The organism is Burkholderia sp. 9777_1386 (genome assembly GCF_015712265.1).
Classification (GTDB): domain Bacteria; phylum Pseudomonadota; class Gammaproteobacteria; order Burkholderiales; family Burkholderiaceae; genus Burkholderia; species Burkholderia cenocepacia.
In genome coordinates this window covers 34,598-52,343 of the sequence record NZ_JACCQB010000032.1, presented here as the reverse complement: position 1 = coordinate 52,343, position 17,746 = coordinate 34,598, and the positions used below count along the sequence as shown (strand labels likewise).

The following is a 17,746-nucleotide window of genomic DNA, read 5'->3' as shown; positions in this document are numbered from 1 at the left end:
AATCCTCACCATGACAGACAGACTGCCTCCTTTCGACCCCGCGTCGGCCACCGACGAACAGAAGGCCGTGCTCGCCGACATTCTCAGCGGCCCGCGCGGCAACCTGAGCGGGCCGTTTCTCGGCTGGATCGCGAGCCCGGAGCTGGCCCAGCACGCGCAGAAGCTCGGCGCGTTCTGCCGCTATCGCACCGGGCTGCCGCTGCGCCTGTCGGAGCTCGCGATTCTCGTGACGGCCGCGCGCTGGCGCTCGCAGGCGGAGTGGCACATCCATCATCCGATCGCGCTCGAGGCCGGCGTGCCGGCCGCGACGGCCGAGGCGATCCGGCTCGGCGTCGCGCCCGCCTTCGAATCGGACGACGACGCGTTGATCCATGCGTTCGCCACCGAGCTGTACGACACGCGCCGCGTGAGCGACGCGACGTTCGCGCGCGCGCAGGCGCGTTTCGGCCACGAGACCGTGGTGAATCTCGTCGCGCTGCTCGGCTACTACGCGCTCGTTGCGATGACGCTCAACACGTTCGGTATGCGCGCAGACGGACAAACTGATTTGCCGTTTCCGGAATAATCGCCGCCGGCGCGTGCGTCGGCGGCATGCCGCGCACGCGCCGGATGGCCCGAAAAGCGCGTATACGCGGGCTTTTCGGCGTTTCGGCGCGGATCGTTCCGGCATCTCGCCGCATCGTGACGACGCCCGCCGCGCGGCCTGCGCGTCAGTGCAAGAAATTTTTCCCGTACCTAGAATTCTGGCAAACAGCTTACGGGGGAAATATCGATGCGCTGGGTCCTGCTGATCGTGTTCATTGCGTGTGTCGTGTACACGCATCGGCGCGGCAAGGTTCGGCACGGGTTGTTCCGGCAACTCTCCGACCACTCGACCTTTACCGCGCCGCTGAACTGCTTTTCATACGCGTTCTCGTCGGTGCCGACCACGCCGTTTCTCGACACGGATCACTTTCCGGAGCTCGCGGTGCTGCAGCGCGAATGGCGCACGTTCCGCAGCGAAGCGCTCGCGTTGCGCGACGCGAGCCGGATCAAGGCATCGGGCGAGTACAACGACATCGGCTTCAATTCGTTCTTTCGCAACGGCTGGAAGCGTTTCTACCTGAAGTGGTACGACGCGCCGCATCCGTCCGCGCAGGCATTGTGTCCGCGCTCGGTCGAGATCCTGTCGCGGATTCCGTCGATCAAGGCCGCGATGTTCGCGCAGTTGCCGCCGGGCGGCAAGCTCGGGCTGCATCGCGATCCGTATGCGGGCTCGCTGCGCTACCACCTCGGGCTCGACACGCCGAACGACGACGCGTGCCGGATCGTCGTCGACGGCGAATCGTATGCATGGCGTGACGGCGAGGCCGTGATGTTCGACGAGACGTACCTGCACTGGGCCGAAAACCGCACCGCGAACGATCGCGTGATCCTGTTCTGCGACATCGAGCGCCCGATGAAATATCGCTGGGCGCAGCGCATCAACGACGCGTTCGGGCAACTGCTGATGCGCGCGGCCGCATCGCCGAACGAAACGGGCGATCGCACGGGCGGGCTCAATCGCGCGTTCCGGTACCTGTATGCGATTCGCCGCGCCGGCAAGCGATTGAAGGCGTGGAATCGCACCGTGTACTACATCGTCAAGTGGCTGCTGTTCGGCGGGATCGCGGTCGCGATCTTCTGTATCTGACGGGCGAGGGCGGGCAATTTTTTCCCGTCTGACGATAGTGCGGCGCGGCATCGGACGGCCCCCGCCGGCCTGCGCCGACATCAATGCAACCAAATGTATTCATGCGGGATCAACGGACGTTGGCCGCGTATGATGGCTTGTTCACGTCGATATGATCGGTGAGCAAGCATGACGAGTACCCGTAAAACCATGATGATCGCCGGCGGGCTCCTGGTCGCCGCAGCCGGCACCGCGTACGTGATGCTCCTGCGCGCGGACCACCGTGCGATCGAGGACGCCGGCATCGGCGATTCGGCCGCGCCTGTTGCCGCGGCGCCCGCGGGCAACGACCACGCGGTGCAGGGCGCGATCGCGCCGCCGGCACCGGCTGTCGCGACGGCGCCGAAGCAGGCGGCTGCCGCACCGCCTCCCACCGCATCCACGCCCGCGCCGGCCGCCACTGCCCGCGTCGTCGCCCCGCCTGCAGCGGTTGCCGCGGTTCCGGTGGTCAGCGACAAGCCGCAACCGGTGACGAAGCCGGCTGCCCCGCCGCCGAAAGTCAACGTCGTGACGGTCGACGCTCAGGATTCGACCCCAGCGACGCCGCCGCCCACGCCGGCCGCCAAGCCCGCTCGGTCGGCTCAGTCCGCCGCACCCGCACAGGTCACGCAACGCGCGCCGCGCAAGCGCGACGGCCTCGAACGCCACGCCGCCGCCGCGCCGCCGGCCGCGACGAAATCCGAAACGCCGGAGACGGCGGCGCTCGTCAGGGAATCGGCGAAGCTCGACCCGTCGTTGCCGCCGCCGCCGATGTCGTCGATGCAGTCGATGCCGTCGGCGAGCACCGGTTCGTATCGGCAGGGTGGTTCGTCGTCCGGCGCGAATCCGGTAGCCGCCGCGATGACCGAGCAGCTCGTCAGGGAGTCGAGTCATTTCAAGACCACGACGCCCGTGCCCGCGAACGGCGGCCCGACCGCGACCAAGTAGCCGCGGGCGTCCTCGGCATAAAAAGGGCCCCGCACGCCGACCAAAGCATGCGGGGCCAAGAGAGACAAACTGTTTGCCGTCGGGCTGACGTCCGTCAGGCGGCGACCGCTTCTTCGACTCGCGGCTGCGCGGTGGCGGCCGGCGCCGCCACGTCCTGCCGGATCAGGTGGTCGAACGCGCCGAGCGACGCCTTCGCCCCTTCGCCGACCGCGATCACGATCTGCTTGAACGGCACCGTCGTCACGTCGCCGGCCGCGAACACGCCCGGCACCGATGTCGCGCCACGTGCATCGACGACGATCTCGCCGTGCTTCGACAGTTCGACCGTGCCTTTCAGCCATTCGGTGTTCGGCACGAGGCCGATCTGCACGAACACGCCCTCGAGTTCGATGCGTTGCGTGTCACCCGAGCGCAGATCCTTGTAGACGAGCCCGTTCAGCTTGCTGCCGTCGCCGGTCAGTTCGGTCGTCTGCGCTTGCGTGACGATCGTCACGTTCGGCAGGCTGCGCAGCTTGCGTTGCAGCACTTCGTCCGCGCGCAGCTGCGCGCCGTATTCGATCAGCGTGACTTCCTTCACGATGCCGGCGAGGTCGATCGCGGCCTCGACGCCCGAGTTGCCGCCGCCGACCACCGCGACCCGCTTGCCCTTGAACAGCGGGCCGTCGCAGTGCGGGCAGTACGCGACCCCGCGGTTGCGGTATTCGCGCTCGCCCGGCACGTTGATTTCGCGCCAGCGTGCGCCGGTCGCGAGGACGATCGTCTTCGCTTTCAGCACCGCGCCGTTCGCGAGACGGATCTGGTGCACGTCGCCCGGGATCAGCGCGTCGGCGCGTTGCACATCCATGATGTCGACGTCGTACTGCTTGACGTGCTGCTCGAGTGCGGTCGCGAACTTCGGCCCTTCGGTTTCCTGCACCGACACGAAGTTCTCGATCGCCATCGTGTCCAGCACCTGGCCGCCGAAACGCTCGGCGACGACACCCGTCGCGATGCCCTTGCGTGCGGAGTAGATCGCAGCAGCCGCGCCCGCCGGGCCGCCGCCGACGATCAGCGTGTCGAACACCGGCTTGTTTTCGAGCGACTTCGCCGCGCGTTCTCCGGCGCCCGTATCGAGCTTCGCGAGGATTTCCTTCACGCTGCTGCGGCCCTGGCCGAACGACGCGCCGTTCAGGAACATCGTCGGCACCGCCATGATCTGGCGCGACTCGACTTCATCCTGGAACAGTGCGCCGTCGATCGCGACGTGGCGGATGCGCGGGTTGATCAGCGACATCACGTTCAGCGCCTGCACGACTTCCGGGCAGTTCTGGCACGACAGCGAGAAAAACGTTTCGAATGCGTAGTCGCCGTCGAGCGCGCGAATCTGTTCGATCACGTCGTCGTCGAGCTTGATCGGATGGCCGCCCGTCTGCAGCAGCGCGAGCACGAGCGACGTGAATTCATGGCCCATCGGGATGCCGGCGAAACGGATGCCGGCCGGCTTGCCGGGCTCGCCGATCGAGAACGACGGCTTGCGCTCGGCGTCGTCGCGGCGTTCGGTCACGGTCACGCGATCCGTCAGCGACGCAATCTCGTTCAGCAGCGCCAGCAGTTCCTGCGATTTCGCGCTGTCGTCGAGCGAGGCGACGAGTTCGATCGGGCGCGTGATTTTTTCGAGGTACGCTTTGAGTTGGTTCTTGAGATTGGCGTCGAGCATGGCGTTTCGGATTCCGTATTGATTATGCTGGTCGGGCAGGTCGTGCCGGAGGAGGGGGCGGGGCGCGCAGTGCGTGGCCCGCCGTCGCGCGCCTCGTGCGAGGCGCGCGGAGCGATCGTCAGATCTTGCCGATCAGGTCGAGCGACGGGGTCAGCGTTTCCGCACCCGGCGTCCACTTGGCCGGGCACACTTCACCCGGGTGCGCCGCGATGTACTGCGCCGCCTGGACCTTGCGCAGCAGTTCGCCTGCGTCGCGGCCGATGCCGTTGTCGTGGATTTCGCACAGCTTGATCTCGCCTTCCGGGTTGATCACGAACGTGCCGCGCAGCGCCATCCCTTCTTCCTCGATCAGCACGTCGAAGTTGCGCGACAGCGTGAGCGTCGGGTCGCCGATCATCGGGTACTTGATCTTGCCGATCGTGTCCGACGTGTCGTGCCAGGCCTTGTGCGTGAAGTGCGTGTCGGTCGACACACCGTAGATTTCGACACCCAGCTTCTGGAATTCCGCGTAACGGTCGGCGAGGTCGCCGAGTTCGGTCGGGCACACGAACGTGAAGTCGGCCGGGTAGAACACGACGACGGACCACTTGCCCTTGAAGTTCTCTTCCGAGACGGGCACGAAATCGCCGTTGTGGTAAGCGGTTGCCTTGAACGGCTTGATTTGGGTGTTGATGATCGGCATCTGGACAATTCCTTTTCTTCAGTGGTGAGTGGAGTGTTGCCAGTATCCGGGTTCACCCTGAGCTTGTGAAATTGCTTGTTTCAATCCGCGGCATCGGGATTTTCTATCTGCTTCCGGCCCTTGATTGGCGGGGGGGCGAAGGCAATTCGGGCGGGGCCGAGGTTGTACATGCCTTCATCATTCCGAACGCAGGTCCTCCTGGCTGGCAATCTCGTGCCCCTTCCATAGACCGAACACATTGTTGACAAGTGTGGGTCCGTGTCGCGCGATACAGGCATCGATTGCGTCGCCGATGATTTCGGCGCGGGGGCGGCCCCTGGCCCCTGCGATGATGCTCAACGCGGCATGCTGGTCATCCGACAGGTCGATCGGGATGGTGGGCATTGCAACCTCCCTGACTTGACGCAGCCATCATCGACATGCGGCCGCGTAAATGCAGGATCGCCGCCTGTCCGAAGCGAATGCCGATTCGCGGTTCGGTGGCGGGACGCGCCTCCGCTCAAATCCCCGCCATCTCCCGCAACCATGCCGCCAGCCGCCGCGCCCCGTCCGGCATGTCCGCGTCCTCGCGCGTGCACAGGTAGTAGTCGCGTCCGTCGTCGAGCGCGTGATCGAACAGTTGCACGAGCTCGCCGTTCGCCAGTTCGCGCTGGACCAGCGGCGCGCGCAGCAGCGCGGCGCCGAGATCCGCGCGGGCGGCGCTCAGCGTGAGCTGGCCATCCTCGAACATCGGCCCCACCGCGTGCGACACGTGCCGCACGCCGGCGCCCTGCAGCCAGTTGACCCACGTGCTGCGATCCTCGTCATGCACGAGCGGCGCGCGGGCGAGATCGGCCGGCGTGCGGAACGGCCCGTGACGCTTCAGGAACGACGGGCTGCACATCGGCACCATCGCGCCCGGCAGCAGCCGCTCGCAGCGATAGCCGGGCCAGTCGCCGGTGCCGAAGCGGATCGACAGATCCGACGCATCGCTTCGGTAGTTGCGGTGATGCGCGTACAGCACCGTGACGTCGACGTCGGTGTTGTCGGCCAGGAACGCATGCAGCCGGGGAATGAACCAGCCGATGCCGAGCAGCGGAATCAGGCTGACGGTGATCTGGCGCAGCGACGAACGGTCGCGCACGAAGCGCGTCGCGCTGCGCAGCACCGAGAATGCCGCGCTGATCGACCGGTAGTAGTCGCGCCCTTCGTCGGTGAGCGCAAGCAGCCGGCCTTCGCGTACCGTCAGCGGCGTCTGGATGAACGCTTCGAGCAGTTGCAGTTGATGGCTGACCGCCGACGGCGTGATGTCGAGTTCGCCGGCCGCCGCGGTGACCGAACCGAGACGCGCGAATGCTTCGAACGCACGCACCGCGCGCAGCGGTGGATCGTGCGGCAATTGTTCGATATTTTTCATGTATCGAATTTTATCGAAAAGTCAGGGTAAGCGACAACACAAAAATATCCAGTATTTACAAAGATATACGCTAATGTGTGGAGAACGGCATAAGCATCCAACAATTGGATATTTGGGGTTTGAATGTCGAATATTTAATATTTTTCATGTTTTTGATCCGATTGACCGGCCCCCGCACATGAAAATCGCTTTCCTCCCCGCCAGCCTCGCCTTCTCGGCGGCCGCCCTGGTCGCCTCCGTTCCCGCGTTGGCGCAGTCCGCTCCGCAGACGGTCCTGATCGGTCTCGCCGCGCCGCTCACCGGCCCGTCCGCGCGGATCGGCAAGGACTTGCAGAACGGCGCGCAACTCGCGATCGACGACGCGAACGCGAAGCATCCGACCATCGGCGGCAAGCCGGTCGTCTACAAGCTCGTCGCGGCCGACGACCAGTCCGACCCGCGCACGGCCGTCGCGGTCGCGCAGCAACTCGTCGACCAGCACGTGATCGGCGTCGTCGGTCACTGGAACACGGGCTGCAGCGTGCCGGCGTCGCGCGTGTACCGCGATGCGGGCATTCCGCAGATCGCGCCGGCGTCCACCGGCCATCAATACACGCAGCAGGGCTACGCGACGGCGTTCCGCATCATGGGTCACGACGATGCGGGCGGCCATTTCACCGGTGCGTACGCGGTGAAGACGCTGAAGGCGAAGCGCATCGCGGTGATCGACGATCGCACGTCGTTCGGCGCGGGGCTGGCCGAGCAGTTCATCAAGGGCGTGCAGGCGAACGGCGGGACCATCGTCGATCGTCAGTACGTGAACGACAAGACGACCGATTTCAGCGGCGTGCTGACCGCGATCAAGGGCAAGCGCGCGGATCTCGTGTTCTTCGGCGGCCTCGACGCGCAAGCCGCGCCGATCGCGCGCCGGATGCGCCAGCTCGGCGTGAACGCGCCGCTGCTCGGCGCGGGCGGCTTCGTGAGCCAGACCTTCCTGTCGCTCGCCGGCAAGGACGGCGACGGCGTGACGGCGCTCGAACCGGGCCTGTCGCTCGACCGGATGCCGGGCGGCAAGGCGTTCGACACGCAATACCAGGCCCGTTTTCACGCGCCGATCGAGCTGCATGCGCCGTTCGCGTACGACGCGGCCGCCACGCTGATCGCGGCCGCGCAGAAGGCTGGCACGACGCAGCCGGCGAAGCTGGTCGCGGCCGTTCGCGCGATCGACCGGCCCGGCGTGACGGGGCGCATCGCGTTCGACGCCGAAGGCAACCTGAAGGGTCCGGCCTTCACGATCTACCAGGTGCGCGGCGGCAAGTGGGCCGTCGTCGACGTGCTCGGCGGCTCGCGCACCGCAGCCAAGTAACGACAAAACGACCAACACGATCCCCATGACCGAAGCGAACCAGACATCCGCCGCCGCCCCCGAGGACTCGCGCCTCGGGATCCTCGCGCGGCGCCGCATCGAAGCGGAAATCATCAAGCCGATCTACGAGATCATGAAGCGCGAGTTCGGCGCCGAGCGCGCGCAGGCCGTGATCGCGGAAGCCGTGCGCGGCGCGGCCGTCGACGCGGGCCGGACGTTCGCCGCGCAGGAGCCGGACGGCACGAGCGTGAAATCGTTCATCGCGCTGCAGGTGCTGTGGGAGAAGGACGATGCGCTCGACGTCGAGGTGCGGCGCGCGGACGACGCGCACTACGACTACGACGTGCATCGCTGCAGTTACGCGGAGATGTATCACGCGATGGGGCTCGGCGAGATCGGGCACCTGCTGAGTTGCGCGCGCGACAGCTATTTCATCCAGGGCTATGCGCCGGACATCGCGCTCACGCGCACGAGCACGATCATGCAGGGCGGCAAGCGCTGTGATTTCCGCTATGCGCTGCAACCCGCGCCGGAGAACGGCGATGCGTGACGCTCCCGCAAGCATGCCGCGCGTCGACGGCGACCGCCTGTGGGCGTCGCTCGAACGGATGGCGCAGATCGGCGCGACGCCGAAGGGCGGCGTGTGCCGTCTCGCGCTGACCGACCTCGACCGCGAGTCGCGCGACCTGTTCGTGCAGTGGGCGCGTGAAGCCGGCTGCACGGTGCGCGTCGATCGGATGGGCAACGTGTTCGCGCGCCGCGCCGGTCGCCGTCCCGACGCCGCACCGGTGATGACGGGCTCGCATGCCGATTCCCAGCCGACCGGCGGGCGTTACGACGGCATCTACGGCGTGCTCGGCGGGCTCGAAGTGGTGCGCGCGCTGAACGACGCGGCCATCGAGACCGAGCGTCCGGTCGACGTCGTGATCTGGACCAACGAGGAAGGCTCGCGCTTCGCGCCGGCGATGGTGTCGGCCGGCGTGTTCTCGGGCGTCTATACGCTCGAATATGGGCTGTCGCGCACCGACGGCGCGGGCCGGACGATCGGCGAGGAGCTCGAACGGATCGGCTACGCGGGCGCGGAGCCGGTCGGCGGCTATCCGGTGCACGCGGCATATGAGCTGCACATCGAGCAGGGCGCGATTCTCGAACGGGCCGGCAAGACGATCGGCGTCGTGACGGCCGGGCAGGGGCAGCGCTGGTACGAGGTGACGCTCACCGGTGTCGACGCGCACGCGGGCACGACGCCGATGGCGTTCCGCCGCGACGCGCTGGTCGGCGCGGCGCGGATGATCTCGTTCGTCGAAGTGCTCGGCCGCCGCTACGCACCGGATGCGCGCGCAACGGTCGGCATGATCGAGGCGCGGCCGAATTCGCGCAACACGGTGCCGGGCGGCTGCTTTTTCACGGTGGAATTCCGGCATCCCGACGATGCGGTGCTCGACGAACTGGACGCGGCGTTGCGCGCGGAGCTCGCGCGCGTGGCCGACGAAACCGGCCTCGGCGCGCAGATCGAGCAGATCTTCACGTATGCACCGGTGCCGTTCGCGCCACGCTGCATCGACACGGTGCGCGACGCGGCGCGCTCGCTCGGGCTGTCGCACATGGACATCGTGTCCGGCGCGGGCCACGACGCATGCTATGTCGCGCGTGTCGCGCCGACCGGCATGATCTTCGTGCCGTGCGTCGACGGGCTGAGCCACAACGAGGCCGAAGCGATTACGCCCGAATGGGCGACGGCCGGCGCCGACGTGCTGTTGCGCGCGGTGCTGCAGAGCGCGCAGGAAGCGTAAGCGCGACGGGTGCGGCCGGGGTGGCCCGCGTTACTTCCCCGCGTTGCGCCGCGCCATGTACGCGAGATACGCGACGATCTGGTCGAGTTCGCGGTCGCTCAGCTGATCGGGCGGAAACGCCGGCATGCTGCGGCCCGGCCAGTCGCGCACCGACGCCGGGTTGCGGATGTAGCGACGCAGCGCGGCCGGCTGGAAGTAGTCGACCGGGTTCATCGGCGTGTTCAGGTCGGGGCCGGCGTGGCTGCTGCCCGCGCCGTCGATGCGGTGGCACGCGAGACATTGCGTGACGAACAGGTGCTGGCCCGCGCGGGCCGGATCGTTCGCGGGCAACGCGGCGTCGACGGCGAGCGACGGCCAGCGCGCGAGCGGCGACGATTCGATCGTGATGCGCACGATCTGGTACGGCCACTGCTCGCCGCGCACCGACGACGCGTCCGGCCCGAGCCATACGAGATAGAACGGCCCCGCGCTGACCTGCTTGCCGGGCAGTTTCGGCCACGGATGGGCCGGATCCTCGATCGCGAGCCACGGGATCGCGCCGGCCGGCGCGCGGCGGCGCACGAGATCGAGCGGCAGTTGCGCGGCGAAACCGTCGGCCGCGCGCGTTTCGAGCACCCCGTCGGCCGGCAGCGGCGTGTCGCCGAGCAGCGCGGCGAACGGCACGGCGCGGAACGTCATCGGCCGGCCGTACGCGATGTCGCGCGGCACGTGGATGTCGGTCGCGTCCGTACGGGCGAGCAGCGTCTGGCGGGTGACGGCGCGGGCCGTGCCGTCGGTGTCGAGTTCGAGCGTGGACTGGGCCGACGCGCGTTGCCCGAGCAGGCAAACCGTCAGCAGCACAAGCGAAAACCACTGGCGCTTCAGCATTCGTTCTCCGGGAAAGGGCGTTCCGGCGGCGGCAGGAGGCGGGACGCCGCGGCCGATGGAAGGAATCGGGCGACAGTCTATCCGGTACGGGCGGCGCTGGCGAATTCGGCGCGGGAAACGCGCGGCGGCGATGATTGGACCAGCACGCGCCGGCGCCCGACTACCGGGCGCGTGACGGGGCGAGCGCGCGTCGTCGCGCGATCCGGACGGGGAAAACGACAGGCACGGTGGCGGCACGCGATCTGCCCGCGCCCGCGACATGGCGTGACCGGCCCGCCTTCAATGACTCGAACACGACACTTCGTTCTTCGGCATCGGCGTGTCGCGCGCCGGTTCGAAATCGGCTTCGCGCATCCCCGATGGCGTCAGCGACACGAAATGCATCGCCGTGCCGCGCGCCGGGAAGCCGGCGACGCCGGTCGAGCCCCACGGAACGGGTGAGCGCTGCACGCCGCTCACCGCCATGTTCGCCGGCGCCAGCGCGAGCGTCAGCAGCCGCCCGTCGCGGGTCGGCACGTACGCATGTGTGCCGGCGACGCCGATGCCCGATTCGCGCACCGACGCGGGCAGGCAATCGAGCGTCGCCGTGCGGCGGCCGTCCGGCGCGATCAGCATCGCGACGCCGCGATCGTCCGCGGTCGTCGTGACGACGATGAAACGGTCGATCTCCGGCACATAGGCGGCCGAATACACGTAATACTGGATCGCGTCGTTCAGCGAGCCGAGTTTTTCCAGCTTCGCGGTGACCGGATCGAACATCGCGTATTCGAGTGTCGCGTCCGTGCTGCCGTCGATGAACTTCTGCCACACGAGCAGCGCGTTGCGCGGCGAGCCCGCGATCACGGGCCACCACTCGCGGCGATGCGGCGCGACCGCGACGTGGTTCAGCACGCGCCCGGCCGCGTCGTAGGTTTTCAGGTATACGCCGTTGCCGCTGCCGAGGTTGTCGACACCGCCGCCGTTGACCCAGCCGGTCGAATAGAACACGACGAAGCGGTCGGCGACCGTCGCGACGTGCCCCGAATGACCGCCCGATTCGACGTCGTTCGGGTAGGGCTTGACCGGCTTCAGGTCGCGGCGGTAGATGCCGTAGCGCTGGCTGACTTCCTGCGACGTGTTCCAGCCGTCCTCGAACGTGACGAAGATGTCGCCGTGTGCATTCTGCGCGATCGACACGGGTTCCTGCGCCTCCGGGCGGCTGATGAACGTACGGACGTGCAGCACGCGCGGCTTGTCCGGCTGCCATTCGCCGACGTACACGTCATGCGGCCAGCTGCCGCTGCGCAGCGCACCGCGCGGCACGATGCCCGAGCTGCTGAAGAACACCCAGCGTTTGCCGTCGCCGGCGTCGGCCACGCCGATCCCGTGCATGAAGCGCCGCGGGTCGCCGGTGTCCTGCGGCGACGGGGCGCTCGGCACGGTGACCGTATGCACGGCCGGCGCGCCGGCAAAGGCAAACGGCGACACCGCGCCGACGCCGCATGCGCCGCCGAGCACGGCCGCGGCCAGCCGCATGACCGTCTGCGCCGGACGCATTCGCCGCTTCATTCGACGGTCACCGATTTCGCGAGGTTGCGCGGCTTGTCGACATCGGCGCCGCGCGTACAGCCGACGTGATAGGCGAGCAATTGCAGCGGGATCACGTTGACGATCGGCGACAGCAGGTCGCCCGATTCGCGTACGCGGATCAGGTGCGTGTCGCGGTCGGCGTCGATTTCGAGCTGATTGCCGGCCAGTACGTAGAGCCGCCCGCCGCGCGCGCGCACCTCGGCCATGTTGGATTTCAGCTTCTGGAACAGACGGTCGTCCGGCGCGATCGTGACGACCGGCATCGCGCTCGTGACGAGCGCGAGCGGCCCGTGCTTCAGTTCGCCGGCCGCATAGCCTTCCGCATGGATGTACGACACCTCCTTGAGCTTCAGCGCGCCTTCCATCGCGATCGGGAAATGGATGCCGCGGCCGAGGAACAGCGCGTTCTCGGTGCGGGCGAACTTCGCGGCCCAGCCCATGATCTGCGTTTCCAGCGCGAGCGCGTGGCCGATGCGGTCCGGCAGCGCGCGCAACTGCTTCAGGTGCGTCGCGACCTGCGCGGCATCGAGCCGGCCGCGCAGCTGCGCGAGCGTCAGCGTCAGCACGAACAGCGCGACGAGCTGCGTGGTGAACGCCTTGGTCGATGCGACGCCGAGCTCGATGCCGGCCCGCGTCAGGAACCGCAGCGGCGCATTGCGCGCGATCGTGCTGGTCGCGACGTTGCAGATCGCCATCGACAGTTCCTGGCCCATCGCGCGCGCCTGCTCGATCGCGCCGATGGTGTCGGCCGTTTCGCCCGACTGCGAGATGCCGACGACGAGCGTGCGCGGATCGGCCACCGTGTCGCGGTAGCGGAATTCGCTGGCGATCTCGACCTGAGCGGGCACGCCGGCAATGCTTTCGAGCCAGTACTTCGCGGTCAGGCCCGCGTAGTAGCTGGTGCCGCAGCCGAGCAGCAGCACGCTTCTGACCCGCGACAGCAGCCCGCGCGTGGCTTCCGTCGCGTCGAACAGCGCCGGCGAGATCGTGTCGATGCCGTCGAGCGTGCTGTCGATCGCCTTCGGCTGCTCGAAGATCTCCTTCTGCATGAAGTGCTGATACGGCCCGAGCGCGGCGTCGTCCGCGCGCGCCTTCACTTCGCACAACGGGCGCCGCGCTTCCTGTCCGCCCGCATCGACCACGGCGATGCGCTCCGGCGTGATCAGCGCGACGTCGCCGTCCTCCAGGTACACGAAGCGGTCGGTCAGGTCGCCGAGCGCCGCGCAGTCGGACGCGAGGTAGTTCTGCTCGGCGCCGATGCCGATCACGAGCGGCGAGCCGGCGCGCGCGGCGACGAGGCGCTGCGGCTCGCGCGCGCCGAGCACCGCGATCGCGTACGCACCGTGCAGCCGTTTGACGGCGCGCACGATCGCGTCGAACAGGTCGTCGCGATAGAGGCTGTGGATCAGGTGCGCGATGACTTCGGTGTCGGTCTGCCCGCGAAACGTGTAGCCGCGCTCACGCAGCTCGGCGCGCAGCGTGTCGTGGTTCTCGATGATCCCGTTGTGCACGACCGCGATCGTGTCGCCCGACATGATCGGGTGCGCGTTCATTTCCGACGGCGCGCCGTGCGTCGCCCAGCGCGTATGCGCGATGCAGGTCTGCGCTTCGAGACCGAGCGTCAGCACGCGATCCTGCAGGTCCGTCACGCGTCGCAGCGTGCGTTCGCTGCGCAGGCGCCCGTCACGCTGCACGGCGATGCCGCACGAATCGTAGCCGCGATATTCGAGCCGGCTCAGCGCATTGACCAGTTGCGGCACCTGATTGTTCAGGCCGCTTGCTCCGACGATTCCGCACATGATTCACCTCGTCTCCAGGAAGTTGCCGGCTGGCGCGCGACGCGCGGCAGCACGATGCCGGAAGCGGTGCCACGTCGCGCGGCAGGCGTCGCGCGCGGCGCGGCACGTCTCCGGCGATTTATTCGCGGGGCTGCGGGCCGGCATGCGCGACCCATTCGATGCCCGAAATCGACCCGTTCGCGTCGTGCGACGCGACCAGAATGCGCGTGGTGCGCCGCGTGCCGCGCCGGCGCTCGCTTGCCAACGCGGTCGGCGGCACCGAGCGCACCTTCACGCTGGCCGAGCGCCGCAGCATCTTCGACACGCGCAACCGGTAGGCGAACGGATGCACGACGCGCCCCGCGATCAGCCACATGACGATCGTGCCGGCGATCAGCGCGATGCTGGTCACGTAGAACACGATCTGCTCGATCGGCATCTCGGCCTCGTTGAACGGCAACAGGTAACGGTACGTATAGATGCAGATCGATGCCCAGACGCCCCCGACCAGCGCGGGCCGCACGAGGCGGAACCATGCGACGAGCACGGGCCCGACGATGTTGCCGCGTTCGGCGATCATGTCGCGCGGGGCGCGCAGGGAAAGGTCAATAATCGGCGCGTTCTTCATGTTGAATGCCTCGGTCGGGACTGACCCATACGGCGCGCTTGCCACGGCCCCGCAGCACGACGGCGGGCAGGGCGATGACGGTGGTGATCATGCTGATCAGCCAGAACGCGACGGGGTACCAGATGGTGTCAAGGAAGTACATCAGGAGTTTTTCGTCGTAACGACGATCGATCATGCTGCCGATGATCAGCTGCAGGATGCAGGTCGCGACCAGCAGCATCCCGTGCCAGTGCGGCACCACGGACACATGCCAGTTCGGCGGAAGCGGGTAGACGACGTCGATCAGCGCGAGCAGCAGGATGAACGACATCGAGTACGCCCACGCGATGCCGATCAGGTATTCGGCGAATAGCGGCCACATCATCATCTGGGTCGGCCGCATCAGCGTGCCCGCGTACTTGAGCAGCACCTGGATGCCGCCCTTCGACCAGCGCAGCCGCTGCCGGTAGAGCCCCTTGATCGTCTCCGGCATCAGGATCCAGCTGAGCGCGTGCGGCTCGTACACGACGCGCCAGTCGCGGCACTGCAGCTTCCAGCTGATGTCGATGTCCTCGGTGAGCATGTCCGAGCTCCAGTAGCCGACATCGGCGAGCGCGGTCTTGCGGAACATCGTGATCACGCCCGACACCGTGAAGATGCGGCCGTACACCTGCTGCGTGCGCTTGATCAGCCCGACGATCGACGAGAATTCACCGACCTGCATGCGGCCGAGCAGCGACGTGCGCGTGCGGATGCGCGGGTTGCCGGTCACCGCGCCCACGCCCGGATCGGTCAGGAAATGCTCGAGCATCCAGCCGATCGCATCGTGCGCGAGCAGCGCGTCGCCGTCGATGCACAGCAGGTATTCCGCGTTCGACACGGCCGCCGCGGTCGTGAGCCCGACCGCCTTGCCTTCGTTGCGCGCGTGATGGATCACGAGCAGCCGCGGAATCTCGACGGCCAGCTCGTTGAGGATCTCGCCGGTGCGGTCCTTGCTGCCGTCGTTGACCGCGATGATGTCGTAGTTCGGATACTGCATTCCGTTCAGGTGGCCGATCACGCTGCGCGCGTTCGCGGCTTCGTTGAAGCAGGGCACGACGATCGAGACTTTCGGGATGCCGCTCGACGCGATCGTGCGCGTCGACAGCTCGCGGCCTTCCTCGAGCAGGAAGTAGTGCACGACGCCGCCGATCATCCACAGATACGACATGAAGAACGGATAGTAGAAGACGAAATCCTGCAGGCGCTGGATCAGGCTGTGGGTGGTCATGGCGTCTTGGTTCCGTGCGACTGCTGCATCTGCATCAGCGCGTTGATCGAGGTGGGGTCGAGGCGCGACTTCAGCGACATCACGTCGCGCATCGCGTCGAGTTCAGGCTGGCCGTTCAGGAAGTTGTCGGGGTAGTAGCCGAAATTCACGGCGCCTTCGCTGCGCAGCCGCCGCATCTGCGCGAGCAGCGTGCCGGCCGGCACCGCCTTCTGCCCGTGCCAGTCGTACGCCTGCAGTTCGAACACGGTGCGCTGCAGCCCGCGCTGCTTCGTGCGTACCGCCTTCACGAGCTGGTCGAGCCAGCCGTCGGGGTCCTTCGCCTGTTCCATGTACGGCATCGCCATCAGCGCGACGTAGTCGTAGGCGGCGAGGAAATCGTCGTAGTTCTGCGCGAACCACGCTTCCGATTCGGGCTTGAGCACCGGCATCGCGAAGATGTTGCGCGCGGTCAGCACGTCGCCGACGTTCTGGTGGGCCAGCACGATCTGCTCGAGCTGCCGGGTCATGTCGATCAGGTAGCGCGTCTTCTGGTGCGTCCAGCGCTTCATCAGGTCGGGGTTCTCGCGGATCTTGCCGATGTCGGCCGGCAGCGCCCATTGCGAATAGGTGCGCAGCGCATGCCGGCCCCCATCCTCGTAGTCGTCGAGCACCGCGTCGTCGCTGAACAGGATGCCGCTGAACGACGCGTGCTTGCTGAGATCCTCGTAGATCTGCTGGATCATCAGGCGCGCATCGGGATCGAACGGGCTCAGCCGGAACACGCGCGTGCCGTTCTCGCGGGCCGGCGCGCCGCCGAATGCGCTGACGGCTTCGAGCGAGCGGAGCTTGTCGGCCGGCGGCCGGAACGCGAGCACCGGCATCCACGCGTACACCTGCACGTTGGCGCGCGTGTTGAGCTGCCACGCGGCACGCGAGAACAGGTCGGAACGCATCGGCAGGTGCCGGTTCGGGAAATACACCGCTTCGGCCACGCCCGTGCCCTTCGGGTCCGCATACGCCTGCAGGTACACCGATTTCGGCTGCATCCGGTAGATGCGCTCGATCAGCTTGCCGAGATTCGCTTCCTGTCGCGCGGGATCGGGGTCGTAGACCTGGTCGAGATCGACCTGCACGGTGCGCTCGGGCACGTCGACGTCGCCGCGGTTGGACGCCGGCTCGCGCATCGAGCGCTCGAACCCGCCGATATCGACGTCGTACATCATCAGGATCCGTCTCAGCCGGTCCAGCGGCACGTCCGGCGTATTCGGGCCGGCGTCGAGGCTGAACTGGATGTCCATGCCGAGCGACGTCGAGATCTGGCGCACCGGCTGGTTTTCCGCGCCGTACGGCCACACCATCGAGCGTGCGACGAGGCCGGTGCGTTCGCGGATCTGCCGCACGCACGTCTGCAGGTCGTCGTGCACGCGGGCGTGGAATTCGGCGTCGGTTTCATAGCGTTTCTGGTCTTGCAGGTAGAGATGCGACGTGGTCGCCGGCAACTCGTTGCCTTGCGGATTCGCGATCGCACCGTGGTGGAGATTGTGGGTGTGGCAGCCGAGCTCGACGAATTCCGACTGCCCGAGCTTCTTCACCTCGTCCCACGACAGGAAGTAGTCGCGCGGTACCTGCACCTTGTCGCTGATGCGGATCGGCGTATCCGCCGGTGTATCGATCCACGCGGTGACGAGGCCCATCACGGCCGGATACTTGAAGCGCTCGAGCAGCGGCAGCACCTTCGTGTAGTGGCTGCGAAAGCCGTCGTCGAACGTGAGCAGCACCGAGCGCGGCGGCAGCGGCTTGCCGCCGTGCCGCGATTCCTCGATCTGCTTGACCGTGATGGTGTGGTAGTTGTTGGTCTGCAGCCACGAGAAGATCGCGGTGAGCGTGCCGGTATCGACCGCGAACGGATCGATGATCGCCGTCGGCGACGAAAACGACGCCATCAGGTTGTCGCGCACGTCGTGCATGCAGATCACGCGGAACGTCTTGCCGTCGGCCGGATCGGACGGCGGCAGCAGGTCGATCATCTTGGCGTTGGTCACGCCCGGGAACAGCGAACAGGCGGCAAACGTGCCGAGGCATCCGCACATGAAGGTCCGTCTGGATTGCAGCATTGCCGATCTCCT

The 17,746-nt window shown here is 67.3% G+C and carries 16 protein-coding genes; 6 read left to right on the top strand and 10 right to left on the bottom strand.

The window, feature by feature from the left end:
• Positions 1-10: 10 nt before the first annotated feature.
• The 3 genes from H0X91_RS22345 to H0X91_RS22335 all read left to right on the top strand — a co-directional run bounded on the left by H0X91_RS22345 (position 11) and on the right by H0X91_RS22335 (position 2,638).
• Positions 11-565, top strand: coding sequence for a carboxymuconolactone decarboxylase family protein (locus H0X91_RS22345; protein WP_058902973.1), 555 nt, complete (start codon positions 11-13; stop codon positions 563-565).
• 207 nt (positions 566-772) lie between these two features.
• Complete coding sequence (lpxO, locus tag H0X91_RS22340) at positions 773-1,672, top strand: lipid A hydroxylase LpxO (protein WP_006486222.1); 900 nt, start codon at positions 773-775, stop codon at positions 1,670-1,672.
• 168 nt (positions 1,673-1,840) lie between these two features.
• Positions 1,841-2,638, top strand: coding sequence for an extensin (locus H0X91_RS22335; RefSeq protein WP_077021722.1), 798 nt, complete (start codon positions 1,841-1,843; stop codon positions 2,636-2,638).
• A 94-nt stretch (positions 2,639-2,732) separates the two neighbouring features.
• Here H0X91_RS22335 and ahpF read toward each other — a convergent pair whose 3' ends face one another.
• From ahpF to H0X91_RS22315, 4 genes are all read right to left on the bottom strand, one after another.
• The gene (gene ahpF / locus H0X91_RS22330; RefSeq protein ID WP_058902975.1) at positions 2,733-4,334 is read right to left on the bottom strand and encodes an alkyl hydroperoxide reductase subunit F; all 1,602 of its coding nucleotides are present in this window, start codon (positions 4,332-4,334) and stop codon (positions 2,733-2,735) included.
• A 118-nt stretch (positions 4,335-4,452) separates the two neighbouring features.
• Positions 4,453-5,016, bottom strand: coding sequence for an alkyl hydroperoxide reductase subunit C (gene ahpC, locus H0X91_RS22325; protein WP_006488685.1), 564 nt, complete (start codon positions 5,014-5,016; stop codon positions 4,453-4,455).
• A gap of 177 nt (positions 5,017-5,193) precedes the next feature.
• The gene (locus H0X91_RS22320; protein ID WP_058902976.1) at positions 5,194-5,400 is read right to left on the bottom strand and encodes a hypothetical protein; all 207 of its coding nucleotides are present in this window, start codon (positions 5,398-5,400) and stop codon (positions 5,194-5,196) included.
• A 115-nt stretch (positions 5,401-5,515) separates the two neighbouring features.
• Positions 5,516-6,412 carry a LysR substrate-binding domain-containing protein gene (locus H0X91_RS22315; protein WP_006488686.1) on the bottom strand — a complete coding sequence of 299 codons (897 nt, stop codon included), beginning with the start codon at positions 6,410-6,412 and terminating at the stop codon, positions 5,516-5,518.
• Between the two features lie 178 nt (positions 6,413-6,590).
• On the opposite strand from H0X91_RS22315, the gene H0X91_RS22310 reads away from it, so the two are divergent.
• Genes H0X91_RS22310 through H0X91_RS22300 form a run of 3 tightly spaced genes read left to right on the top strand, consistent with a single transcriptional unit; the run spans position 6,591 to position 9,550 of the window.
• Positions 6,591-7,757: a branched-chain amino acid ABC transporter substrate-binding protein gene (locus H0X91_RS22310; RefSeq protein WP_058902977.1), complete on the top strand. Its 1,167-nt coding sequence runs from the start codon at positions 6,591-6,593 to the stop codon at positions 7,755-7,757.
• Positions 7,758-7,782: 25 nt separating this feature from the next.
• Positions 7,783-8,307, top strand: coding sequence for an L-2-amino-thiazoline-4-carboxylic acid hydrolase (locus H0X91_RS22305; protein ID WP_006488690.1), 525 nt, complete (start codon positions 7,783-7,785; stop codon positions 8,305-8,307).
• Positions 8,300-9,550 (top strand): Zn-dependent hydrolase, encoded by a 1,251-nt coding sequence (locus tag H0X91_RS22300; RefSeq protein WP_006493440.1) that lies wholly within the window; start codon positions 8,300-8,302, stop codon positions 9,548-9,550. Before H0X91_RS22305 ends, H0X91_RS22300 begins: the two co-directional genes overlap by 8 nt.
• A 30-nt stretch (positions 9,551-9,580) precedes the next feature.
• On the opposite strand, the gene H0X91_RS22295 is transcribed toward H0X91_RS22300, so the two are convergent.
• From H0X91_RS22295 to pgaB, 6 genes are all read right to left on the bottom strand, one after another.
• Positions 9,581-10,417: a c-type cytochrome gene (locus H0X91_RS22295; protein WP_006488689.1), complete on the bottom strand. Its 837-nt coding sequence runs from the start codon at positions 10,415-10,417 to the stop codon at positions 9,581-9,583.
• Positions 10,418-10,696: 279 nt separating this feature from the next.
• The gene (locus H0X91_RS22290) at positions 10,697-11,953 is read right to left on the bottom strand and encodes a hypothetical protein (protein WP_080465563.1); all 1,257 of its coding nucleotides are present in this window, start codon (positions 11,951-11,953) and stop codon (positions 10,697-10,699) included.
• Positions 11,954-11,961: 8 nt separating this feature from the next.
• Positions 11,962-13,785, bottom strand: a complete 1,824-nt coding sequence (gene glmS, locus H0X91_RS22285; protein ID WP_196433353.1) for a glutamine--fructose-6-phosphate transaminase (isomerizing) — start codon at positions 13,783-13,785, stop codon at positions 11,962-11,964.
• Positions 13,786-13,903: 118 nt separating this feature from the next.
• Entirely contained in the window at positions 13,904-14,392 is a 489-nt protein-coding gene (locus tag H0X91_RS22280) for a hypothetical protein (protein WP_006488692.1), read from the bottom strand.
• Positions 14,370-15,641 (bottom strand): poly-beta-1,6-N-acetyl-D-glucosamine synthase, encoded by a 1,272-nt coding sequence (gene pgaC / locus H0X91_RS22275; RefSeq protein WP_006488682.1) that lies wholly within the window; start codon positions 15,639-15,641, stop codon positions 14,370-14,372. The genes H0X91_RS22280 and pgaC overlap by 23 nt, the downstream gene beginning before the upstream one ends.
• Complete coding sequence (pgaB, locus tag H0X91_RS22270; protein WP_196433357.1) at positions 15,638-17,731, bottom strand: poly-beta-1,6-N-acetyl-D-glucosamine N-deacetylase PgaB; 2,094 nt, start codon at positions 17,729-17,731, stop codon at positions 15,638-15,640. The genes pgaC and pgaB overlap by 4 nt, the downstream gene beginning before the upstream one ends.
• Between the last annotated feature and the right edge of the window lie 15 nt (positions 17,732-17,746).